Source organism: Alteromonas aquimaris (genome assembly GCF_026183695.1).
GTDB lineage: Bacteria > Pseudomonadota > Gammaproteobacteria > Enterobacterales > Alteromonadaceae > Alteromonas > Alteromonas aquimaris.
Window position 1 is genome coordinate 596,111 of sequence record NZ_JAPFRD010000011.1, and the last position, 25,141, is coordinate 621,251.

At 46.5% G+C, this 25,141-nt stretch carries 15 protein-coding genes and 1 riboswitch; of the genes, 7 read left to right on the forward strand and 8 right to left on the reverse strand.

Features of this window, described 5'->3' with window-relative positions; all coding sequences use genetic code 11:
• Nucleotides 1-55: 55 nt before the first annotated feature.
• From OPS25_RS12810 to ccoG, 4 genes are all read right to left on the reverse strand, one after another.
• On the reverse strand, nucleotides 56-682 hold the full coding sequence (locus tag OPS25_RS12810; RefSeq protein ID WP_265618139.1) for a thiol:disulfide interchange protein DsbA/DsbL: 627 nt from the start codon (nucleotides 680-682) through the stop codon (nucleotides 56-58).
• A gap of 118 nt (nucleotides 683-800) precedes the next feature.
• Nucleotides 801-2,822 (reverse strand): TonB-dependent receptor plug domain-containing protein, encoded by a 2,022-nt coding sequence (locus tag OPS25_RS12815; protein ID WP_265618141.1) that lies wholly within the window; start codon nucleotides 2,820-2,822, stop codon nucleotides 801-803.
• Nucleotides 2,783-3,022: riboswitch (cobalamin riboswitch) on the reverse strand. It overlaps the preceding gene by 40 nt.
• Nucleotides 3,023-3,091: 69 nt before the next feature.
• The gene (locus tag OPS25_RS12820) at nucleotides 3,092-4,066 is read right to left on the reverse strand and encodes a serine/threonine protein kinase (protein ID WP_265618142.1); all 975 of its coding nucleotides are present in this window, start codon (nucleotides 4,064-4,066) and stop codon (nucleotides 3,092-3,094) included.
• A gap of 9 nt (nucleotides 4,067-4,075) precedes the next feature.
• Nucleotides 4,076-5,509: a cytochrome c oxidase accessory protein CcoG gene (ccoG, locus tag OPS25_RS12825; RefSeq protein WP_265618143.1), complete on the reverse strand. Its 1,434-nt coding sequence runs from the start codon at nucleotides 5,507-5,509 to the stop codon at nucleotides 4,076-4,078.
• Between the two features lie 261 nt (nucleotides 5,510-5,770).
• Between ccoG and OPS25_RS12830 the strand changes: the two genes are divergently transcribed.
• The 3 genes from OPS25_RS12830 (at nucleotide 5,771) to OPS25_RS12840 (ending at nucleotide 10,676) form a co-directional block, all read left to right on the forward strand.
• Nucleotides 5,771-6,136: a hypothetical protein gene (locus tag OPS25_RS12830; protein ID WP_265618145.1), complete on the forward strand. Its 366-nt coding sequence runs from the start codon at nucleotides 5,771-5,773 to the stop codon at nucleotides 6,134-6,136.
• A gap of 175 nt (nucleotides 6,137-6,311) precedes the next feature.
• The gene (locus OPS25_RS12835; protein ID WP_265618146.1) at nucleotides 6,312-6,836 is read left to right on the forward strand and encodes a DUF3016 domain-containing protein; all 525 of its coding nucleotides are present in this window, start codon (nucleotides 6,312-6,314) and stop codon (nucleotides 6,834-6,836) included.
• A 312-nt stretch (nucleotides 6,837-7,148) separates the two neighbouring features.
• Nucleotides 7,149-10,676 carry an ExeM/NucH family extracellular endonuclease gene (locus tag OPS25_RS12840; protein ID WP_265618147.1) on the forward strand — a complete coding sequence of 1,176 codons (3,528 nt, stop codon included), beginning with the start codon at nucleotides 7,149-7,151 and terminating at the stop codon, nucleotides 10,674-10,676.
• A 65-nt stretch (nucleotides 10,677-10,741) separates the two neighbouring features.
• Here the strand turns inward: OPS25_RS12840 and OPS25_RS12845 are convergent, their stop codons facing one another.
• The gene (locus tag OPS25_RS12845; RefSeq protein ID WP_265618148.1) at nucleotides 10,742-12,496 is read right to left on the reverse strand and encodes an acyl-CoA dehydrogenase family protein; all 1,755 of its coding nucleotides are present in this window, start codon (nucleotides 12,494-12,496) and stop codon (nucleotides 10,742-10,744) included.
• Between the two features lie 278 nt (nucleotides 12,497-12,774).
• Between OPS25_RS12845 and OPS25_RS12850 the strand changes: the two genes are divergently transcribed.
• Entirely contained in the window at nucleotides 12,775-13,833 is a 1,059-nt protein-coding gene (locus OPS25_RS12850; RefSeq protein ID WP_265618149.1) for an efflux RND transporter periplasmic adaptor subunit, read from the forward strand.
• Between the two features lie 2 nt (nucleotides 13,834-13,835).
• Nucleotides 13,836-16,946 carry an efflux RND transporter permease subunit gene (locus OPS25_RS12855; RefSeq protein ID WP_265618150.1) on the forward strand — a complete coding sequence of 1,037 codons (3,111 nt, stop codon included), beginning with the start codon at nucleotides 13,836-13,838 and terminating at the stop codon, nucleotides 16,944-16,946.
• A 3-nt stretch (nucleotides 16,947-16,949) separates the two neighbouring features.
• Here the strand turns inward: OPS25_RS12855 and OPS25_RS12860 are convergent, their stop codons facing one another.
• Nucleotides 16,950-18,515, reverse strand: coding sequence for a sodium:solute symporter family transporter (locus OPS25_RS12860; RefSeq protein WP_265618151.1), 1,566 nt, complete (start codon nucleotides 18,513-18,515; stop codon nucleotides 16,950-16,952).
• A 266-nt stretch (nucleotides 18,516-18,781) separates the two neighbouring features.
• Here OPS25_RS12860 and OPS25_RS12865 point away from each other — a divergent pair, with 266 nt between their 5' ends.
• Complete coding sequence (locus OPS25_RS12865) at nucleotides 18,782-19,870, forward strand: FkbM family methyltransferase (RefSeq protein WP_265618152.1); 1,089 nt, start codon at nucleotides 18,782-18,784, stop codon at nucleotides 19,868-19,870.
• Nucleotides 19,871-20,099: 229 nt separating this feature from the next.
• Complete coding sequence (locus tag OPS25_RS12870; RefSeq protein WP_265618154.1) at nucleotides 20,100-20,894, forward strand: hypothetical protein; 795 nt, start codon at nucleotides 20,100-20,102, stop codon at nucleotides 20,892-20,894.
• Between the two features lie 343 nt (nucleotides 20,895-21,237).
• Here the strand turns inward: OPS25_RS12870 and rpoD are convergent, their stop codons facing one another.
• Both rpoD and dnaG read right to left on the reverse strand, forming a co-directional pair.
• Nucleotides 21,238-23,073, reverse strand: a complete 1,836-nt coding sequence (gene rpoD, locus OPS25_RS12875) for an RNA polymerase sigma factor RpoD (protein ID WP_265618155.1) — start codon at nucleotides 23,071-23,073, stop codon at nucleotides 21,238-21,240.
• Between the two features lie 251 nt (nucleotides 23,074-23,324).
• Entirely contained in the window at nucleotides 23,325-25,103 is a 1,779-nt protein-coding gene (gene dnaG, locus OPS25_RS12880) for a DNA primase (protein WP_265618156.1), read from the reverse strand.
• Nucleotides 25,104-25,141: the final 38 nt, after the last annotated feature.

A 25,141-nucleotide genomic window follows, 5' to 3' on the forward strand; every position in this document is an offset into this window, starting at 1 on the left:
ATTCAAATCGCGCCTTTTTGATTCCAAAGTAATTTTACTTTTTACTTTTTACTTATTACTTTTTAGAAGATAACCACACCACCAAATCAACCATATCATCAGGTGTCATATTGCGATTAAAAATAGGCTTGTATTTACCATTGATGATAAAGGTAGGTACACCTTTTAAATATTCACGATAGATATCAACTTGCTGATTATTTTTCTTAAGCATACTGTTAACGCCAAAGCTGTTAGCCAGCTTGTCAAACTCTGCTTTATCAACGCCATTTACGACAAAGATATTTTTTAAATCATTCAAGCCAGATACCGTGGCACGTTGTTTGTGAATATACGCGAAAATAGCCTGATTTAATTTGTCTTCCTGTTTCACCGCCTGGGCAATCATCATCGCGCGGGTGGCATCATCCTGAATATCAGAACTGGTGAAACCCATGAAATTAACGTGCACCTTATTGAACTTAACATCTTCGGGTAGTTTTTGCTTCATTTGATCCACTAATGGTTCAAAGCTAAAACATGCCGGACACCAAAATGAGAAAAACTCTTTTACTTCGGGTGAAGCGGTGGCTTCTTCATCCAGCACCTCATAATGTTCCCCTTCTTGCCACTTTGCTTCCTGCGCACATGCCTGCAAAGGAACCATAAACGCCATTAATAGTAATAGTGCAAACTTTTTCATGTTGTATTTACCTTTATACAAAAAACCGTTAAAGACTATCATAGCCAAATTAGCAGGCAAAGCGCCATGCCATTAATTAATCGACACTTTATGCACTTTTAACTGGTCTCATACGATGTCAGTTATTGTCTGCATAGGTAAGTGTGAAGAGTACACTGCGTGATTCACCTGTAAAGCCAACGATATCCTCAAATTCATGATCTAACGCATTTTGTACCCTGAATGATGTTTTCCAGGCCGGCGTTAAGTCGTAGCTAATAGTAAACGACAATAATGAATAAGGCCTTAACAGCACCGTATGTGATGCGAACATGGGGGGAGGGAAAAATGCATCAACCTGGCTGCCGGTATAGCTCCACTTTAGATAGGCAGCGAGCTTGTCAGTAAATGTACCCGCTAGCGTCAGACTCCCAGAGTGACGAGGACGCCGCAGTTCAGCCTGATTCAGCGTATTCGTTTGTTCTGTGGCTTCCAGATAACTATAAGCGCCGCGCCACTGTAAGGTACCCCAATCCCAGGTGAATTCGCTATCCAGCCCTCTGCGTTCACTTTTGGTCTCGGCATTTTCTGCGGTCATCAGTCCGCTTGAAGGATCAAAAACAAAGCCTAGAATTTCATCTTCAAAATCAGACTCATAAATGCTCACTTGTGCGCGCAAGGACGAAGAATAGCGAGCGCGAATACCCCACTCCCATTCCTGAATATGTTCTGGTTGCAAGTCTGGGTTGCCTAAAAAGGTACCGGGAAAATAGCCGAAGCGTTCGGTAAACGATGGATTTTTAATAGCTTTGCCTAAACTGACAAACGTTGTGTAGTTCGGGGTAATTCGCCAACTTAGACCATTGCGGTAGCTCACGGCATGCTCAAACTCACTGTTGCGGTCAAAGCGCGCGCCCAGCGTATACTCGACGGCAGCAGATAAACTTGCTTTCGATTCGAAAAACACACTGGAGGTCTGATCATCCTGGTTTTGATTTGGATCTGCAAAGCTCACCATGCCGCGTTGACGATACCATCGTTGCACATATTCAGCGCCCACCACGGCGCTAAGGTGTTCCCAGTTAATTGAGTGAGTGTTGGTAAGTTGGAAACGCTCTGATTCAGCCGCAGAAAAGAATTCGCCAAACTCATAATTGTGGTTTTCGTGGGCTGACAATGTTGTCGTCAAAGACGTGGCGTAATTGGTCTGGTGAGGGGAGTAGGTAATACTGGCTTTCGCTGACGCTTTTTGGGCGTCAGTAAAATGCGTAGCGTCCACCGGTAGACCAGAAACGAGGTAGTCAATTCCATCGTATTCGTTGGTCAAACTAGCGAAATTTGCGGACACATCTGCCTCTATATCAGAGACAGTGTAGGCGTAGTAAGCATTTACTGCGTTGCGTTTGTAGCCATCTTTTTCGGGGCCACTACGTGCGATATTGTCCCCTTCAGTTTGCATATGTTGAGCGGAAACTCTATATCGATGGCCCAGATACTGGCTGCTAATTCTGGCTGAGGCGTGTTGGGTATTTTTATTTCCAACGGCGATGGAAGCGAATAAATCCGAGGTGTCAGTCCTGGGTGTATACGTTTCGATATGCAAAACACCCCCCACAGCACCACTACCCCAAGCTGCAGCTTGGGGGCCACGATGAAGCTCAATTCGTTTTATCTCGTCAGTGCGAATATGGGCCAGGTCAATGAGCCCGCCCTGACTATCATCGTTAATCACTATACCATCTAAAATGACAAGTAAGTGGTTACTTTCATTTCCCCTTAGCCTGATCTCTGTGAGTGCGCCGCTAGACCCGGAAGTGGAAATTGCCACGCCGGGCAAACCGCGTAGGATGTCTGCTAACTGGTTGGCAGCGGAGAGTTGAATTTCATCCCCACCAATGACCGAAACCGAACCCGAAACATTCTGTAACTGGGTAGGGACACGACTGCCCGTGATGGTTATTTTCTCGATACTTTCTGCTGCGAGTGCGGTAAAAGAATAAAAATGAGCGACTGCAATAACGCTGCATAAGGCTAGCAGCGACTTAGGGGTGTATAAATCCATTATAATTATCCAATAAAACGCTCCCACCGAGCGTAATTGATGGGTAATGTCAGCATGAAACCAACGGCGAAGATCAGGCCGGTATCCGGGCTTACTCATATTGCCAGAGCAATACCATTTTCCTTCCCATCCTTACTGCATAGCAGTTAGTGACAGTGGCCGCGCAATCATGCGCAGATAAATGAAATGTTAACGCAAGGGACGTTAATCTCGAGTTTACCGTTGCGGGGGCAGCGTCAGCATTTCACTGACTTCCCGTTTACCCTGCCGAAGCAGGCACCAAATCTCAGACGAGTATACCTATAACTCCTCATCCGAAAAAGAGGCTTTATATAACGAAGTGATACATGGTAATCCCCAGATTGAAACTAATAAGAGATCAGTTTAAGCGGAGGTTCGTTAAGTACCGAAAGCTGCTCTTTAAGCGCTAGAATTTGCCCTTCCCAGTATTTTTGTTCGGCGAACCAGGGAAAGGCCCGGGGGAACGCAGGGTCCTGCCAGCGGTTGGATAACCATGCCATGTAGTGGATCATCCGCATTGCGCGTAATGGCTCAATCAGTCTGAGTTCGGCAGGATTGAAGTCACTGAATTCTTCATAGGCTTCCACCAGTGTCTCTAACTGCAGTTGTTGTTGATGGCGGTCACCACTTAACATCATCCACAAGTCCTGAATGCCAGGGCCGCTGCGACAGTCGTCTAAATCGACAAAGGTAGGGCCATCTCGCCAAAGTATATTGCCTGCGTGGCAATCACCATGTAGACGGATTGCGCTGGTCGGGGTGTATTGCTTTTTCACGGCATCAATGACCGGTTCCAGAATAGCAAACAGTGCAGTGTGCAGATTCTGGGGGACTAATTCGCTGACCGCAAGTACTTCGCGGGGCCTATCCAGATATTCTGTTACTGAAATAGTGGGGCGATGGGCAAATTCTTTTGCCTGTGCCACTTGGTGTATGCGCCCAATAAACCGTCCCATCCATTCCAGCTGGTCCAGATTATCCGCTTCAAATTGTCGGCCACCGACCGATGGGAAAACACTAAACCGATAGTGCTCGTGGGTTAATAACGTACCTTTCGCAAACGCGATAGGGGCCACTACCGGAATGTCGGCATTAGCAAGTTCGTGTGCAAATGCATGTTCTTCCAGAATGGCTTCGTCACTCCAACGCTGCGGACGATAGAATTTGGTTACCAGGCGCCGCCCATCATCGTCTTGGAACTGATAAACCCGGTTTTCATAACTGTTCAACGCCAGCAAACCAGTGCGAGGAAAGATCCCCACCGTTTCCAGCGCGTTAAGTATGGTATCAGGGTCGAGGCCACTGAAGTCGAAATCTGCCATGCATAGAGCCTATCGGTACAAAAAGTTGGTGGGTTCCAGTACAGTGACCATATCACCTTCTTCGGTTTGCGTAGAAACCTTAAAGTGAATCTCTGTAACAGGCGCGTTGAGGTTGTAAGCGTCAGTGGCGATTGACACGGGTATGCTGAATATTTCTCCCCCTTTTACACTTATCTGTTGTTCACCAGTAAATCGGTAATCAGGCAAGCCCTCAATGTCAATGTGATACTGACGTCGTTGTTGCGATTTATTGAGAATTTTTATGGTATAGACATTTTCGATCAAACCGTCATTGGTTTCCCGATAAAGCGAGTTCCGATCCCGGATAATATCTACTTCCAATGATGAGCGCAGGAGAAAATTAGCAATTAAAATACCGAGCATGACCACTAACACGAACGCATAACCCACCAATTTTGGGCGCAAAATCTTGGTGGTGCCACCCTGTAATTGCGCTTCCGAAGAAAAGCGGATTAACCCTTTAGGGTAATTCATTTTTTCCATTACCCCGTTACATGCATCCACACAAGCCCCACAGTTAATGCACTCATACTGAAGTCCGTTACGAATATCGATGCCAGTAGGGCACACCTGAACACACAAATTACAATCGATACAGTCACCCAATCCTTTACTGGCCAATTCGCTGTGAGGAATTTTACGCGGCCGCGGACCGCGTCTTTCACCACGGCTTACGTCATACGCCACGGTGAGGGTGTCTTTGTCGAACATAACCGACTGAAAGCGAGCGTAAGGACAAATATGAGTGCACATTATTTCGCGCATCCATCCTGCGTTGCCGTAGGTACATGCCGCAAAGAAAATTACCCAGGTAGTCGTCCAGAATCCCGTGTTAAAGGTAAAGAAATTAGTAAACAACGCTGCTATGGGCGTGAAATAACCTACAAAGGTCAGTGCGGTTAGCAGCGCTAATAGCACCCACAATAGATGCTTGAATGTCTTACGGACGAATTTGTCAGTATCCAGCGGCCGTTGATCTAGTGCCATGCGCTGGTGCCTAGAGCCCTCCACTTTTTCTTCTATCCACGTAAACATGTAAGTCCAGGTAGTTTGGGGGCACATAAATCCACACCAGACCCTGCCGGCGAAGGTGGTAACAAAAAATAGCGCGAATGCCGCAACAATAAATATATACGCGAGCAGTGTTAAATCTTGCGGCCACAGCGTTAGCGCGAATAAGTTAAAGCGTTGTTCAGCAAGATCGAACAAAATGGCTTGCTGATTGTTGTAGGAAATCCACGGCAGTAAAGCGAACAACCCCAGAAAAATAAAGCCAAAATAGCGACGGAATGTCTCGAGTGGGCCGGAGACGGAGCGCACGTAAATTCGGTTGTTCGACGAATAGCGAATTGACTGATTAGAGGAGTCGGGTTGGTGGACTTTAACCGGTGTGACGTCTTTTACCGGAATTCTTTCGCTCATTCAAAGGCCTCGACGAACAGGAAAAATGCTTCAAGAGTATACCAGTTGATAACTATCAGGGGTAAATTGAATTCCATTAAAAAACCACCTTTTTAAATTAAAGTAATAATTGCTTAGTTTTTGGATAGTTACTGAAGCAGCAGGGCTGCTGAAGATATAAAAGCTAATATTAAGGTATAGATTGACTTATTTATTTACTGTGCGGGCGCGTCTATTCTCACTATCGGAAAATTGTTTTCGGAGCGTAGTGGAGGTTTTGTTATGTTTCGCTCTTTAATTGTGTTGGCAGAAATAGCGTTGTTGATAACGGTACTACAGACTCCTTTTGCCCAATATTTGTTTAAAGATATTCAAGACACCTTATCAGACTGGTTAGTGGCCTTGGCTGAGATTCCGGAGAAACGCGAGTTGTCGTCCATTCGCCATGACGCAAATAGCCAGTTGTCGGCCCTGCGTCCCTTTCAGTTAGATTATCTAAATGAGATTACGCAAAGTCGTACTTCGCTAAGTCATTTCCATCTTCAATATTGCAAGGGTAAAGAAATCAACCCGTATATCAACGGTCCGCATTTGCATCGGTTCTGCTCGGTGATCCAAAAGTCAACGCTGCTGGACTTGCATACATAGTATTTATTTACACGTGCGTGAAACCAAGTCGTTGCAGAGGGTTCACACTCCTCCTCATTCCCCATTGGGGCGAGCAAGAGGGAAAAAGGTACGGCAACGTTAACTATTCAGGTTTTATTCATTTGTCATTACTATACTCATAATTGAAACTAATCAAAAAGTATTGAGGTGGAAAATGCGTAATATCTGGTTGGGAGCTATTCCCGCTTTAGTCATGCTAGGTGCTTCGCCTGCCCATGCCGCTGAGTTAACGGTTAACTGGGATGCGCCTGAAGATTTCACCGATGTTAAACCCGTCAATGAAGGCCGAAAACACTTTCGTGAACGCACGTTACAAACACTTGAAACGTATTTATCTGAACTGGCTGCCACCCTTCCACCTCAGCAAAAACTAAGCCTGACTGTCACTGATCTGGATCTGGCAGGTGAAGTGTGGCCTTCAAGTTTCGTGGGTTTGGGAAACTCCAGTGCTGATGTTCGGTTGGTAAAACGGTTGTACATCCCCAAGATGACATTTCGATACACGCTTGTAGATGAAACCGGTGCGCTGGTGAAGCAGGCTGATGTACGTCTGAAAGACATGGGATTTATGGACGGGGTGTCTTCACGAATTAAAGAAGAGCCTCTCGGATATGAAAAACATATGATTAAAGAGTGGTTTACAGAAGAATTCGAACCACAGCTTTCAGCAAAATTGTAAACTCGTTTTTACGTATTTCGCTGTCAAATGTCGGTTATTTTAACGCTGACATTTGGTGGCGTTTCTGACTTAGTACTTATTTACTAATAAGTTATCGGTTTCCTCCCGTTTAATAACTGTCAGAATAATTTACAAATCATCCCTTTTATCTACACTTTCAAACACTTTCGCTTCTAAAATCGTTCAAATTTAGAACATATTTTAATGTTGTATAACATTTGACCTGTATTAAAAAAACTGTCACAAAGTACAGGTATTTTAGTACACCCGACACTCACCCATCAGCAGAACTGGGATTACAGGTTAATTACAATGAATATTAAATACCCTGCATTGCTATTAGCAATTACAAGCACATCCACGTTTGCCACGAACATTTTTATCAATGAATTTCATTATGACAATAATGGCACCGATACCGGTGAATTCATTGAAGTCGTTGCACCGGAGAATACCGATCTAAGTGATTACTCATTAGTTCTTTATAATGGTTCTAATGGATTAAGTTATAACACTACCGCGCTCGGTGCGGTGGCCAGCCTGGGCAATGGCTATGGAGCCTATTCCGTCAGTTACCCTTCAAACGGTATTCAGAATGGTTCGCCAGATGGAATCGCTCTGATCGATGGTGGGGGTGCGGTGGTTCAGTTCATTAGTTATGAAGGAACATTTACTGCAAACGATGGTCCAGCTGCTGGTTGGGTAAGTGAAAACATTGGGGTCGCGCAAGAGTCATCAGCGGCAGTGGGAAGTTCGCTGCAATTAGGTGGTGAAGGCCAGTTTTACTCGGATTTTGTCTGGCAAGTCACAGACAGTAACACGCAAGACGCGACCAATACTAACCAAACATTTGTGACTGACGCTGCTCCGTTTATTAATGAAATTCATTATGACAACGCGGGCGCTGATGAAAATGAATTTGTAGAAATTGCGGCGCGCGCAGGGACGGATTTATCCGGTTATAGTCTTGAATTCTATAACGGCAATGGTGGCAGTATTTATGGCACGTTAAATTTATCAGGGGTCGTAGCGGATCAGCAAGGTGGCATGGGCACGATCGCTTACGCTTACGCTGGCATTCAAAACGGTAGCCCAGATGGCGTTGCGCTTATCTCTCCTGACGGGGAGGTGCTGCAATTTTTAAGTTACGAGGGCCAGTTTACGGCTACCAATGGAAGCGCAGAAGGTATCCAGAGCACTGACATTCTGGTATCTGAGGAATACAATTCACCTGTCGGCTATTCACTTCAGCTAGGTGGCCAAGGCGCCAATTATGCAGAGTTTGCCTGGCAAACCAGCAATGAAGCCACGGCGGATGCAGTTAACCTAAACCAGGTTTTTGGTAATGGTAATGATGGCGGAGACGGTGGCGATGGTGGCGACGGCACAGGCCACAGTGCGCTGTTTATCAACGAATTCCATTATGATAACGATGGTTCAGATGTAGACGAAATGGTCGAAATCGCGGGTCCGGCTGGCACAGACCTGACGAACGTCTCTGTTGTATTGTATAACGGTAACGGCAACGCACCGTATCAAACGATTAGTTTATCAGGCACGATTCCTGACCTGCAAAATGGCTTTGGAACTGTAGTTGTGTATCACGCTGGTATCCAAAATGGCGCGCCCGATGGGATTGCGCTGGTAGCGGGCGATGAGGTTATCGAATTTATTAGCTACGAAGGTACCATGACAGCCGAGTCAGGCCCTGCGGCGGGAATGACCAGCGAGGATGTAATTGTCAGTGAAACGGGCAGTACTCCAGTAGGTTTTTCGCTGCAACGCACAGGCGAAGGGAACAAACGTTGTTCGTTTAGCTGGCAGGAACCTGCGCTAGCCACTGCCGGACAAATTAATGGCGGTCAGTCGTTTACCCTTTCTGATTCTGCCACGTGCGGTGGAGACGATAGTGGTGGCGACAATTCTGGTGAATTGGGGCAGTGCGGCGCGCCAGCCACGCTAATAAGTGCCATACAAGGTAGTGGTTTGGTTACACCGATGCCTAACGCTGCAATCATCGCTGAAGCAGTTGTTACGGTACGTACGCCGGGCATGAGCGGCTTTTTTGTGCAGGAAGAAAGTAACCACGAAGATACCAATCCGGCTACTTCGGAAGGGATTTTTGTCTACGCGCCGGCCTTAGTCAATAGTGTCAGCGAGGGCGAAGTGATTCGCTTAGCCGCTACGGCAAAAGAATTTTATGACAAAACTCAACTCACCGATGTGACTGCACACGTAATGTGTGGAACCGCTTCAGTGACGCCCGCTGTGGTAAGCCTGCCAATGGAGTCCGCATCCAGTTTCGAAGCGTACGAAGGTATGTTAGTGACGTCGGACCAGGAATGGGTCATCTCCAGTAATTATAATTACAACCGTTTTGCTGAGTTAGTGGCATCCACAGAACGATTGTACAACCCAACTCAACTTCACCAGCCAGGCTCTGAAGAAGCCATAGCGCAGGCAAATGCAAATAAATTAAATCAAATCCTGGTGGATGATTTGGCCAATGGCTCTAATGCTGAACATTATTTGCCAGCGGGCGGATTTGGCCCCCATAACCCGGTCAGGTCTGGTCAGACGATCGTGGGTGTGACTGGTGTGGTGGATCATGACTTTGGCGCTTATCGTATTCGCGTAGCCCAAGCGCCTGATTTAATTGACACGAATCCTCGCGAAGCCAATCCGGTGGTGGCGGAAGGTAATCTGAAAGTCGCCAGTTTCAATGTATTAAACTTGTTCAATGGAGATGGCGCCGGCACAGGATTTCCAACGTCGCGGGGCGCTGACTCGCCTAGCGAGTATCAACGCCAGCTAAGCAAAATTGTTAATGCCATTGTACGCATTGACGCTGACATCGTGGGCTTAATGGAAATTGAGAACGATGGATTTGGACCTGACAGCGCGATAGCGCAGTTAGTGGACGCCCTGAACACCGAATATGGTGAATCCACTTATGCCTATATTGACCTGGGCGGCCCAGTAGGCACTGATGAAATTACCGTGGGTATTATCTATAAGCCTGCTACCGTGGTACCGGCAGAAGCAGCTAAAATACTAACCGAAACCAACAGCCCTGCAGACGAAAACGGTGTTCTATTTGATACCTCACGAAACCGTCCTTCGGTTGCACAGCTGTTTAGTCATCCGCAAAGTCGTCAACAATTTGTGGTGGATGTGAATCACTTCAAATCGAAAGGCTCCCGTTGCGGCGCAGGTGACGATGACACTTCGACAGGGCAGGGCAACTGCAACCTCACTCGTCTGCGGGCAGCGCAGGGCGTAAGCCAGTGGTTAGCTAATGAATATCCCCAGACTCCGGTTATGTTGATGGGCGATTTAAACAGTTATGCGATGGAAGATCCTATTCGTTCGTTAGCCGATGCCGGTTATGTTGATGCCGCAGGAGTAATGATTGGTGATAAGGCCTATAGCTACACCTTCAGAGGCGAAGCCGGCACGCTGGATTATCTGATGGTGCAGGGTAGCGCGAATGACTGGTTAGTTGACGCAACCGAGTGGCATATTAACACTGATGAGTCGGTGGCGTTTGACTACAACGAAGAGTATAAGCCTGCAGACTGGTTGAATACGCTTGTTTACCGTGCATCTGATCATGATCCTGTCATTGCTAGCTTTAGCCTGCCGCGTCTTTATATGCCGGGTGATATTGACCGCGATGATGATGTAGATGTGGATGATATGGTGCGTTTAATTCTTGCTATCGTATTGCGCCGTGAATTAACCGAAGACTATGATGTAAATAAGGATGGTGAGGTTAATTTTAAGGACGTAAAAGCGCTACGTAGTCTTTGTACTCTTAAAGGATGCAGACGAACCTGATCTATACGCTCGTCACCTATGTGAAAACCAAAGGCCCTGTCTGAACAGGGCCTTTTCATTATTGCTTACTGGTAATCAAACTCTGCGCCTTTTACCGCTAATACCGAGTCAGCGCCGGCTTTGAACGCTAGGCGGTGAGCATCGCGCCGCCCCAGTATGCGTGCTTCATAGAACGCACACGTTTTACGCTTCGATTCCGCGATCGCTTTGTTATCCGCGCGTTGAGCACAATCTGCCATGCTATACCACAATACCCCTAACAGTGAATACGCGGAAAAGGCCAGATAATCACACGCAGCGGCGGCCACATCTGCGGCGCTCATACCTAAGCATTCCGCCGAGCTGGCACGCCAGTCATCGAGTAAAGCCTGGGCGCGGGATTGATGCTCGGCATCCTCAATTTGGGTGACCAGGTCTGTAAAGGCAGCATAGGTTGATTGCAACATTTTTCCGCCGTCGCGGGTAAGCTTACGGCCAATCAAATCAAGCGCCTGAATACCGTTGGTACCTTCGTAAAGCATGGCAATGCGGACATCACGCATTAATTGTTCCATGCCCCACTCACGGATATAGCCGTGACCGCCAAATACCTGAATTCCCAAACTGGTGACTTCCAGCCCCATATCAGTCATAAACGCCTTACAAATAGGAGTCAGGAACTGCAATACGTCTGCGGCTTGTTGGTCAGCAGGGTTGGTACGCTCTTTATCCATATATTTGGCATACAACAAGGAGAGTGCACGACAGCCTTCTGTCAGCGATTTCTGGGTTAACAGCATACGTGCCACATCAGGCTGAAATAGTATTGCATCGGCTTTTTGACCAGGTTGCTGCACGCCTTGGGGCGCACGCGATTGCAAACGCTCACGAGCGTAAGCCAACGCACCCTGATAAGAGGCTTCGGCCGCGCCTAGGCCTTGCAGCCCCACCTGGAAGCGGGCATCGTTCATCATGGTAAACATACAAGCTAAGCCCTGATGCGGTTCGCCCACCAAATAGCCTTTTGCGCCGTCATAATTCATCACGCAAGTCGGGCTGGCTTTGATTCCCATCTTATGTTCAATACTGCCCACGGAAAGAGCGTTCGGGGTAGCAGGATTACCTTCGTCATCTAGCAGCAATTTGGGCACTAAGAATAGACTAATCCCTTTTACACCCTTAGGTGCGTCAGGTAACCGCGCTAACACCATATGAATAATGTTGTCGGTCCAGTCGTGATCGCCCCCAGTAATGAAAATCTTGTTACCCGTGATGGCGTAAGACCCATCTTGCTGAGGCTCGGCTTTCGTATTAAGTAATGCCAGGTCGGTGCCCGCATGGGGCTCTGTCAGGTTCATGGTACCTGTCCACTCGCCACTGACCAGCTTATGCAAATATTTTTGTTGCAGGTCGTCAGAGGCATGTTTACACATGGCAAGCACAGTGCTTTCTGTCAGCATTGTGGTCAACCGCCAGCTTAAATTTGCTGAGTTAAGCATTTCATGAATAGGCACCGCGATGGTGTAGGGCAGCGCTTGGCCCCCAAACTCGTCAGGGCCTAGCATGGCGTTCCAGCCATTCGCTACATATTCCTGATAGGCTGCGGCGAAACCCTTGGGGGTGGTGACTTTACCATCCTGCAATTGACAGCCTGCTTCGTCGCCGTCGCGATTAAGGGGGGCGACCACATCAGTGGCAAATTTAGCCCCTTGCGCAATAATTTCGTTTGCCAGTTCAACATCAAAATCGGTTAACCCGACTTCCTGATAGTGTTTGTCTAATTTAAGCCAGTCACGCAAAAGAAACTGAAAATCAGCAAGAGGGGCATGATAAGAAGGCATGGAAAACTCCTATTTTCAAACGAGCGTTTAAATTTTTTTGTATTATAGGCATAAATTGTTATTCAGGAGTATAGGAGAGCTAAAAAATTGTGGGGTGTGAAGAAGATGAATTTTCTCTGTACAAGATAAAACGGATAAATATAGCGTCGAATGTAAACTGTAAGCGCTTTAAGTAACGTAAAATACAAAACCTTATTAGGTAATTTACTTTTTACTTTTTACTTTTTACTTTTTACTTTCACATATCACTAACCTCCAGCTTAACTTAGGAACTCGTCATGTCCCGATTTGTGCTTTCGCCGCTCGTCATTGTTGTTGTGCTACTAGCGGGGTTATTGGCATATTTATATTACCCATCACAATCGGAAGAACGTAAAGCAACCCCTTCTGCGACCCCGGTAAAAGTGGCGGTTGTTCAGGAACAGCCATTCCCAATTACAGTTGAAGCATTAGGTACTGCTAAGGCGAGCGAATCTATCACCATCACCTCTCAACAAACAGCAGTGGTTAGCAGCATTAATTTTGATGATGGCGACAGAGCCGAAGAGGGACAAGTGCTCGTGCAATTGAATAATAGAGAAGAGCTGGCACGGATCACCGAACTAGAAGGCAATATTGCCGAAGCAGAGCGCCAATTTTCTCGCGTCAAAAATCTGGCCCAATCCAGCTCGGCCTCTGAACAATTGCTGGATGAACAGCAAGCTAGAGTACAAGCTTTGCAAGCCCAGTTGGAAGTGGCGAAGGCCCAATTAAATGAATTGTCGATAAAAGCGCCGTTTGCCGGATGGTTAGGCTTACGCCAGGTCAGTATCGGCGCCTTAGTGCAACCGGGAGATGTGATTACTACCTTAGATGACACCAGCGTGATTAAAGTGGATTTCAGTGTTGCGGAAGCACATCTTGCTTCCCTCGCTAAAGGCCAAATGGTGACGGCTCTGTCTTCAGCTTATCCTGGAGAAACATTTAAGGGGGAAATTGACACTGTCGCTACGCGGGTTGATCCCATCTCACGCTCCGTTCAGGTGCGTGCATTGATAAATAATGCTGACAGAAAATTACGCCCGGGTATGTTACTCCAGATTACTTTACAAAAGCGCGTACTCAACACCTTAATTTTACCTGAAAAAGCACTGGTGCCGGTTGAAGAAAGGCAATACGTGTTTGTCGTTGAAGGGAATAGTGTGCGCCAGCAAGAAGTAAAAATCGGCGTAAGAAAGCCTGGTAAAGTGCAAGTGCTGGAAGGTCTTTCGGCTGGTGATAAGGTTGTGACCGAAGGCACACTTCGCGTGCGGGATAAGTCGGTGGTGAGAATACTGAACGAAACGGCAGGAGAATAACCATGTTACTCTCTGATATTTCAGTTAAACGCCCCGTCTTTGCGTCGGTCATAAATTTATTGCTGATCATTTTCGGGATAGTGGCTTTCACCTCACTCTCATTGCGCGAATATCCTGACATTGATCCACCTATTGTGTCGATCAGCACTAATTACGCCGGGGCCTCCGCCAATATTGTAGAAACGCGCATAACCCAATTGTTAGAAGACAGAATCAGCGGCATAGAAGGGATTAAAAACGTCACCTCTACCAGTAGGAATGGACGTTCTGATATTACCATCGAATTTAAGCTTTCCCGCGATATTGACGCGGCTGCGAATGACGTTCGCGAGCGGGTGAGCAGGGCGCTGAACAATCTACCGGATCAGGCCGATCCCCCCGAAGTCGCCAAGGCCAGTTCCGATGAAAATGTCATCGTCTGGTACAACTTGCGCAGTGACAATTTGGATGTCATGGAACTGACTGATTATGCTGAACGCTTTCTGGTAGACCGTTTGTCGGTAGTAGATGGCGTGGCCCGGGTTCGTATTGGTGGTGGGCGTACCTACGCCATGAAGGTGATGTTAGATCGTAACGCGATGGCGGCCCGTGGGGTTACCGTCACCGATATTGAACAAGTGATCAGGTCAGAAAATATTGAGCTGCCTGCGGGCCAGATTGAGTCTGTGGATCGTAATCTTGAGGTACGTGTAGCCCGCACGTATCTGACTCCCGATGATTTTTCCAAGATCACGGTGGCGGTGGGCAACGATGGCTACTTAGTCAGGTTGGGAGAGGTTGCCGATGTACAGCTGGCTTCTGAAGACGATGAAACTGAATTCAGAGGTGATGGTGCCAATATGATTGGCCTGGGGATCGTTAAGCAATCGAAAGGCAATACGCTGGAAGTAGCGAAAGCCGCGCAAAAACAAATGAAGTTAATTGAGGCGACGCTTCCAGACAACATATTTATTGTTCCCAGTTACGACTCGTCGGTATTTATCGAAGAATCCATCAACGAGGTATACAACACACTCGCCATCGCCATTACCATGGTGGTGATTGTGATTTACTTGTTTCTAGGAAATGTCAGAGCCACCCTCATCCCCGCTCTCACTGTGCCCATTTCGCTTATTTCAGCTTTTATTGTGATGTATGTATTAGGGTTTTCTATCAATTTGCTAACACTGCTGGCGATGGTACTGGCGATAGGCTTGGTTGTGGATGACGCGATTGTGGTGCTGGAGAATATTTACCGCAGAATTGAAATGGGTGAGCCGCCCATTCTTGCCGCTTATCGGGGCGCGAAGGAAGTGGGCTTTGCAGTTATTGCCACTACCCTGGTGTTGGTCTCGGTATTCGTTCCATTGGTTTTTCTGGAGGGGAATATCGGGCGGCTGTTTACTGAGTTCGCGTTAGCCATTGCTGGGGCTGTGGTTTTTTCCAGCTTTACGGCCCTTACGCTGGCGCCAATGCTGGCATCGAAAATACTCACAAAACGCACCAGAAATGGTGGCTTTGGCGCCTGGGTAGATAAACGGTTTGCAGGGATAGAGCGCAGCTATTTCAATAGTTTAAATAAAACACTGCATCAGCCCATTATCATGGCGCTATTACTCATAGGATCGGTGCTGGCTATTATTAAGCTGTCCGAACGTGTACCTGAGGAGTTTGTACCGCAGGAAGACAGAGGTAATTTCTTTATTTTGATGCAGTCACAGGAAGGGGCGAGTTTCGAAAGTAATGCAGAAAACTTACGTCAGCTGGAAGCTATTTTAATGCCTTACAGAGATGAGGGTAAAATAAGCCGTCTGTTGGTGCGAACCCCAGGTTTTGGAGGGAGCGCGGGAATTGCGATAGTAGGTGCGGCGCCCTGGGATGAAAGAGATTACAGTACGTTTGAGCTGATGGAAGAAATCAGCGAAAAACTCAATGAACTGCCAGATGTACGCGCCTTCGCCATTATGCGTAGTGCCCTGGGCGGCGGTGGTTTTGGCCGACCAGTGCAATTCGTGTTACAGGGCGACACCTATGAAAATCTGGTCAGCTGGCGGGATACGGTTATGGAAAAAGCCAGTGAAAATCCCAACCTGGTGCGGATGGATTCTGATTATAAGGAAACTTCTCCTCAACTACTGGTAAAAATTAATCGCGATCGCGCTGCTGACTTAGGTGTGTCCGTCAGCGATATTGGCCGCACCCTGGAAGTCATGCTGGGACAACGCCGCGTTTCAACTTACCTGGATCGCGGTGAAGAATATTATGTGATCATGGAAGGTATTGAAGAGGATTATCGCAGCCCACAAAGTATTGATAACCTCTATGTACGTTCGCAACGCACAGGCGAATTAATCGCTATGGACAATCTGGTTTCGTTTTCTGAACAAGCCACCTCTGCGCAGTTGAATCGATATAATCGCATGCGTGCGATTACGATTGATGCCAATTTAGCCCCTGGCTATACAGTAGGAGAGGCCTTGGCCTATTTGGAAAATATCGTAAAAACTGAGTTACCCGATGCGGTTTCAATTGATTATAAAGGTGAATCGCAATTGTATCAGGAAGCGGGTAACTCATTTATTTTTGTGTTTGTGCTGGCATTGGCCGTTACTTTTCTAATCCTTGCCGCTCAGTTTGAAAGTTGGGTCCATCCCCTGGTGATTATGTTAACGGTGCCGCTGGCCTTATTAGGTGCCTTCATTGGTTTGGATTTAGCAGGAATGAGCATCAATATTTACAGCCAAATTGGATTGGTGATGTTAATTGGACTTGCGGCGAAAAACGGTATTCTAATTGTGGAATTTGCCAACCAGCTGCGTGACGCAGGCTTTGAATTTGAAGAAGCACTCAAGCGCGCTGCGACGCAGCGTTTACGTCCCATCGTAATGACCGGGTTTACTACAGTTTTCAGTGCATTACCTTTAGTGTTAGCGTCTGGCCCGGGCTCAGAAAGCCGCATGGTTATTGGGGTGGTTATTTTCGCCGGGGTGTTAGTCTCAGCGTTCATGACATTGTATGTGATCCCCACGGCCTATGCATGGCTGGCACGCAAAACAGGTTCGCCCCTTGAACGAACAAAACTGGTGGCTGAACTAAGTGAAGAAATTCCGTATAAGAAAGGACAGATGCACTAGGTATCAAGCTAACAGTGTGAGTAGGGCAGGCAGGGATAAACACAGCGCAATTAACCCTCCTGCCCAGCTTATTAGTAACACAGCTTCTACCATCGATAACCCTGTGACAGACGGCAGCGTCGTCCGCTTCGTGGAAGTAATTCGCGAAACAAATACTGCGCTGCAGATACAGGTCAAAAAGCCGGTTACATTCCACCAGAACCAGAATAATTCGCTTCCGCCCAGCCATAATCCCAGGTTTACCGCTACCCCTGTCAACAAGCCTATGTTAACTCCTTTGGCACTAACTCGGCGGCTGTGTACGCCAAGTAAAAAAGTAGCCAGAACAGGGCCGTAAAAAACCGAGCCAATTTTATTTATTGCTTCAATAATAGTGGGTGCAATCTCTCCCGCAAACAATGAAAGAGTAAGGGTAATTATTCCCCAGATGACCCCGGCGATACGCGCCCGTTTGAGGTACTGGCTATCAGAAAGCTTGATTTTTCGTACACGTTGAATATCTTCGGTAGTCACTGCTGCCAGACTGTTAATGGCAGAGCTTAAGGACGACATGGCTGCCGCCATGATGGCTACGACCAGAAGCCCGAGCATCCCGCTCGGTAGATAGTGAACGATGAAGACTGGCATCATCCAATCAGGATTATCCGCGGGAATAAGTTGCCTTAGTTCGGTATTGGTCGTTACCAGTGCACCGATGACAAGCCCCGCCAGACAATAAATGAGCACAATGGGAAAACGCAATACAGCCACAGCAAACAGCATTTTTCGCAGGTTTGCTACAGAGCTATTGGAAAGTGCCCGCTGCGCTTCCGATTGGTCGCAGCCATAGTAAGAAGCATATAAGATAACGCCGCCAAACAACATCGGGAGTAAGCCAAAATCATTCCCCGTTACCCCAAAACTTGACGTGTTAACGGCTTGCAAGCGGGCGGGATCAACTATCGCTAATACGGGATCCCAGCCACCGATAGCATCAAGGCCTAGCCATAAACAGCCAGCTGCGCCCATAACAATCAGAAGCATTTGAATCACGTCCCCATACACCACCGCTTTCATTCCGCCCATCGCTGAATAAATTAATGTGATAAAGCCAATCGCCAGCAACGAAACGTACTGGCCAATGCCCATCGTACTTTGCAACAGAATGGAAACAGCGTAGATCATTATGGCGGTGGCGAACGATCGACTCAACTGGAAGACCGCACTGATGAGTAAACGGGTGAACCGGGAAAATCGCTGTTCTAGGAAATCATACACGCTGACCACGCCAATTCGATGGAGGGTGGGCATGAGCTTCCATAACATGAGTGCGACCGCAACAGGTAAGGCAAGCTCGTAAGAAAGCCAGAGTAAGCCACCCCCTTCGCGAAGCCCCACAAATGCAGGTGCAGAAATAAAACTGACCGCAGAGAGTTGGGTTGCCATGACAGAAAGGGTTAATGCGGGCCAGGCAAGGTCGCGTCCAGCAAGAAAATAGTCTTGTCGATTGCGCTGGTGCCTGAGAACAAACCCTAACAAAAGTAAACCTGTCAGGTAACTCCCTATAATTATGTAATCTAAAGTACTCATTGCTCGCTCACAAAAGCCTTCATTCAGTTGAGCATGAGATCTGGATGTTTTCAAGTCGATGTGGTGTGGTGTAACGCGCGAGTTTGCCTGACCGGGAGCCTACGACTATGCATGGTTTTAATTTTTTAATGGTTGAAAAAGTAATGCGCTGAATGACGACCCAATATTACGAGTTGCTATCACTAGTGGGGGTGACTATAAGTTTCCTGTAAAGGTGTGTTAGCATCGCATACCAATAGTGGTTAATCGTCGAATTATCTTAACCCATGCAAATGATCAATTCTTACAGTGCAGTCTCGCTGCTGCAAATGCAAACAGATACCCTTGAACGACTCGGTGCGGCCCAAACCCTATACATTTATGGTGCGGGGGGAGCGGGTAAAACGTTACTCCATCTGTTGAAGAAAAACGCTATAAAAATATCAGGATTTTTGGATAGTAACGCGGCACGAGATGGAAACGTCGTGGAAGGCGTTGTTGTACAACATGTGAAAAACGTGAATTTGACAGGCTCTGTCGTAATCGTCGCCAGCATGTTTTATCGTGAAATAGTTAAGTCTTTTCAGACAGAGTTGAGTAACGCTAAAGAATTACTATTCTATTTTAATTATATTGAGCATGAGGAACACTTCTTTTTAGCCAAGGAGGAGTTGACAAAGGCTGATACGCTGCTCTCCAGACTGGCCGATGATGAGTCGCGTCAGATACTGAATTCCCTGCTTTCATACCGTGCCACGTTAAATAAATTCTTCCTTGATTCGATTGTATCTGCGCCGCAATATTTCTGTACGCTACCAGCAGCGGTTGATTATTCCATTTTCTATGATGTAGGAGCTTTTACCGGCGATACACTTGAGTCAATGAAGCAACAGTATATATTTCCTCGGCAGGTAATTTGCTTCGAGCCTGATCCCAAAAATTTTGGTGTATTGTCAACCCATGCTGCTGACCAAAATGTTGAATTACACAAGCTTGCCGTGGGAAGCCAGAACGGGGTAATTCAATTTGCCTCGACTTCACTTGGCTATTCATCAAAAGTATCCAATGCTGGCAGCGAATGTGTAAACCAAGTTACCCTTGATACGTTTTGTCAGGGCCAAGCGCCTCTTCCTACTTACCTTAAAATAGATGTGGAGGGGAGTGATTTAGATGTACTGGTGGGTGCTACAGACGTACTATCCCGGTGTCGACCTACCATTGCAGTATCGATTTATCATCTTCCTGAGCATTTATATACTATCCCACTGTGGATAATCGATAATCTGACGGATTACTCGGTATACATTCGCCATCATCGAGATTCAATCTATGAAACAATATGTTATGCCATCCCCAATGAAAACGTAAAAAAATAAAGAGACCATAGATGCGTTGAAAAGGCCTGACTAATTTTTCTTCTGCATCTCACCATCCCTACATACTATGATGAATAAGAGCCCGCGTTCCTTTCCCGCGGTTTGCGCTACCTGATAGGTGACGGTTACATATTTCGCAACAATTTAGTGGTTTACCCTGAAACAATGCCTGCTTATCTTTTATGTTCATAGCAATTTTGAAGGTATGCATATTTTGCAAAGGGCTAGAGTGAAATCTCATATTATTCTTTTTGCGGGAGTGATGGCGCTTACGAGTTTCGGGGCTTACGCGGCCAAACTCACCATTGCGCCTGAGTCTCACTGGTTATCCCATATGGGCGCAGCTATGCTTTTATACGCTCATATTGGTGCTGGGGTAGTAGGGATTCTTACCGGATTCATGACCAGCTTGACTGTAAAGGGGGGCCGCATCCACAAAGTGAGTGGTCGCGTTTTTGTTGTCGCCATGTTTGTTTGCTATTTGCTTGCCGCCCTTGTTGCGCCTTTCCTGGATACGCAACAGAGTACCAATTTTGTCGCAGCCATATTGGCATTATATTTACTTATCACTGGCACCAGCGCCGCAATACGAAAGGAGTTTATAGCCGGCGTAGGTGAAAAGTTTGGCCTAGTGCTAGCAATCCTCATCACTTCCCTGGGCGTTACCTTTATGGTGTTTTCTTATCAGAGTCCGAATGGTTCCTTCGATGGCTCGCCAGCGCAAGCCTACGTACTGTTTGTCGTTGTGGGCAGCTTAGCCGTGGTGGGGGAAATAAATGTACTTGTCAGAAAAACGCTTTCTACCAAAGCGCGGATAAGACGACATTTGTGGCGTATGTGTATGTCGTTGTTTATCGCATCAGGCTCACTTTTTTTCGGCCAAGCACAAATGTTTCCAGAATGGTTTAATGCCAGCCTGTTACCGATGGCTTTCGGTTTCTTCCCCTTTGCAATACTGCTTATCTATATTGTTAAAATGAGTATACCCACTCGCTTGTTGCGACGACGCATAGAAACGGTGTGAAGTCATTATACCAAGTCACATTGATGTTTTATCAGCCAAGAGATAAAGGCGGGTTGCTATACAAGGCGCTTGGATGACAAGTGAAGTAGAACGAGCGTTTTTCAAACCAATGTAACGGGGAATAGATATCCGCTTCTATCTCCCCTTAGGCGCAGCTCTTTACACTCTAGCGGCACTGATTGTGTTCCAATTAAATCTACTAAATCTTCACATAATTGGCTTTCAAAAAGTGCAAAAAGTCACGCGCTGAGGGAACAAAAAATAGTGCGAATTGAAATGATCTCGAGGCTTTTTAAGTCATAAAAAAACCGGCTGAGAAGCCGGTTTTCTAATTAATAAAACATTATTCGTCCAAGAAACTGCGCAATTGCTCTGAGCGACTTGGATGACGAAGCTTACGTAATGCCTTAGCTTCAATCTGACGGATACGTTCGCGGGTTACATCAAACTGTTTACCCACTTCTTCTAAAGTATGGTCAGTGTTCATATCGATACCGAATCGCATACGCAATACTTTTGCCTCGCGCGCCGTAAGGCCTGCTAACACTTCCTGCGTGGCGTCTTTCAAGCTGCCGCCAGTGGCTGAATCGAGGGGCTGGATAATGGTGCTGTCCTCGATAAAGTCGCCAAGATGTGAATCTTCATCATCACCGATAGGGGTTTCCATCGAGATGGGCTCTTTGGCAATTTTAAGCACTTTACGGATCTTGTCTTCCGGCATTAACATGCGTTCTGATAATTCTTCAGGAGTAGGTTCACGGCCCATTTCCTGAAGCATTTGACGAGAAATACGATTTAACTTGTTGATGGTCTCGATCATATGCACGGGGATACGAATAGTCCGAGCCTGATCCGCAATTGAGCGGGTGATCGCCTGACGAATCCACCAGGTTGCATAGGTGGAGAACTTATACCCACGACGATATTCAAACTTATCCACTGCTTTCATCAAACCGATGTTACCTTCCTGAATCAAATCAAGGAATTGTAAGCCACGGTTGGTGTATTTTTTCGCAATAGAGATAACCAATCGTAAGTTGGCTTCCACCATCTCTTTTTTCGCACGACGGGCTTTTGCTTCGCCTATCGACATGCGGCGGTTGATATCTTTAATATCAGCAATTACCAAGCCGGTTTCCTGCTCGACTTGATTCATTTTACTTACGCTTCGTTCAATATCTTCTTGATATGTCTTAAGCGGCTCTGCGTAAGGGGCATTAGATTCGAGAATCTCAAATAACCACTTAGTAGATGTCTCATTGCCCGCAAAGGCTTTAATGAAGTCTTTCTTTGGCATCTTTGCGTTCATCACGCAGTTTTTCATTACCAAGCGTTCCTGAATGCGCACTTTATCCATCATGTCGCGCATGTTTCGAACTAAACGGTCAAACTGTTTAGGCACTAAACGGAACTCTTTAAATACTTCACTTAGTGCTTCAATTTGTTTGCGCGAGTCTTTATGCGCTCGGCCTTTCTTTTCAATTACTGCACGTGTGATGGCGTATTGGTCACGAAGCTTGGCGAATTTTTCACGCGCTTCTTCTGGATCAACACCGCTATCATCTTCGTCACTGGAATCATCGTCGTCATCGTCTTCGTCTTCTTCTTCCAGCTGCTCTTCGGTTAACTCAGAACCAATATGGGTGGCAGTAGGCGCTAAATCCTGCTCATCGTCAGGATTCACAAAGCCAGAAATAATATCACCTAAACGAATTTCTTCCGCTTCGTATAAATCCCACTGCTCAAGCAAATAGGTGATAGCTTCGGGATACTCTGCAACGGAGCACTGAACCTGATTAATGCCATCTTCAATTCGTTTAGCGATTTCGATTTCGCCTTCACGAGTCAGCAGTTCAACCGTACCCATTTCTCGCATATACATGCGTACGGGGTCGGTGGTGCGGCCAATTTCACTTTCTACTGTGGCAAGTGCCTGGGCTGCTGCTTCTGCCGCGTCCTCATCGGCAGTGGCTTCTTGCATGAGTAATTCATCAGCGTCCGGAGCGGATTCGCCAACCTGAATACCCATATCATTAATCATGCGGATGATATCCTCGATTTGATCAGAATCGACGATATCCTGGGGCAAGTGGTCATTTACTTCTGAAAAAGTTAAATAACCTTGCTCTTTACCTTTTGCAATCAGGAGTTTAATCTGAGACTGCTTGCTTTGCGCCATATACCCTACACTTCTCACATTCAATTATTTAGCAAAAAAAAGCACGCCATGCGAAGGATTAACTTGCTATGACATACTTGCTATGATTTATTACTACTCTCATCCGGCTTATATTTTCTTACCAGTATGAAAAATGTGCCGCTATTGCTTCTTTATATCCGAGCTTACTTGTATTTGTAGCGAATTAGCCAGTATAACAGTAAAGGTACTGTTTTGACCAGATAAGCGGTTCACATTTTGCTCAAATTTAATCAGTTCTTCCGTTCTTTCATCAGTAGTGTCAGTTCAGCTTTCTCTTCATCGCTTAACTTTTGAATACGTGCCCGCGACAACAAAGTTTCAATACGACTGTCAAAATGCCAGTCTAATAATTTGGCGAAACTCCCCCGATACACTTTCTTTGCATCGGCATCGCTGACCAGCTGCTCTTTAACCAATAATTTATTGATAACAGAAGAATGGGGGTGATCACGGAAATATTCAATGATCTGAGCAGTACTCTTAACCTGTTGTTGGTGGCAATAATTAAAAACTTCGATTAACAAATCGATACCGGACAAGCCACTTCCCTGAAGAACTACCGGGTTAACATCATTACACTCACGGGAAAAATGCGGGTTTTCCAGCAACAGTCTAAGTAACATCCGCGCTGGAGATTGCTCTGTTTTCGCCACATTTTGAAAGCGACTGCCTTGAGATGGCGCAGCGGATTTACTATTTGCCAGTCTGATATCTTGTTGTAAGCGGAATCGATCGTATTCGCCAGTATGTTTAGCTAGTTCTTCTTCCAGCAGGGCTCGTTGATTATCGCCTAATACCTTTTCTATGTAAGGTTTTACCGCTGTCTTGAGTGCAAGCTTTCCTTCTGGTGTGCCTACCTGATGCTGTTTTAGCATGCTTTCAAAGAAGAAGTGCGAGAGCGGTTGTGCTTGCTCAATTAATGCTTCTAATGCGGTTTTACCTACTTTGCGCACCATCGTATCGGGATCTTCACCGTCAGGAAGAAACAGAAATTTCATGCTAACACCGTCCTTTAACACTGGTAACGCATTTTCTAAGGCGCGCCACGCAGCATCACGGCCAGCCCGATCTCCATCATAGCAACATACTATGGTGGAGGTGCTGCGCATTAATAAAGACAGATGTTCAGGCGTAGTGGCGGTGCCCAACGCCGCAGTGGCATTATTAATCTCAAATTGGCTAAGCGCTACTACGTCCATATAGCCCTCCACCACCATGACATAATCCAGATGGCGAAGCTTATTCTTAGCCTGATAAAAACCAAAAAGTTCCTGGCCTTTGTGGAATATCCGGGTTTCCGGCGAGTTCAAATATTTCGGCCCCCCATCGGAGAGGACCCGACCACCAAATCCCACTACTCTTCCGCGCCGGTCCCGAATGGGAAACATGATGCGGTCACGAAAGAAATCGTAGCGCTTGCCATTGTCATTCTGTGTAATCAGTTTTAGATCCAGTAACTGTTGAATGCGCTCGTTTGACGTCCCGAATTTACTGAGCACACCATCCCACTCAGAAGGGGCATAACCAATTTCCCACTGTTTAACGATTTCTCCGGACAGACCGCGCTGCTTTAGATATTCAATGGCGTTGGGGCTGTTGGTGTGATGTTTAAGCTGGTGCTGGAAAAAGCGGGTGACCTGTTCCATTACCGCAAAGTCATCCTGTTTTTGTTGTTTGGCTTGTTCGCTAACGAATGGACCGGATGATTTTTCTCGGGGAACTTCTACACCATTAATTTTGGCTAGCTCTTCAATGGCTTCGACAAATTCCATGCGGTCGAACTCCATTAAAAAGGAGATTGCATTGCCGTGCGCGCCACAGCCAAAGCAATGATAGAACTGCTTTTCCTGGCTGACTGTAAAAGAAGGAGTTTTTTCGTTGTGAAAGGGGCAGCAGGCCTGATAATTTTTACCCGCTTTTTTTAACTGCACACGACTGTCGACGATGTCTACAACGTCAGTGCGTGATAACAGATCATCAATAAAATCGCGCGGGATCTTTCCTGCCATTTAACTCAACATCTAAGCGAACGAATATATTTTACTGT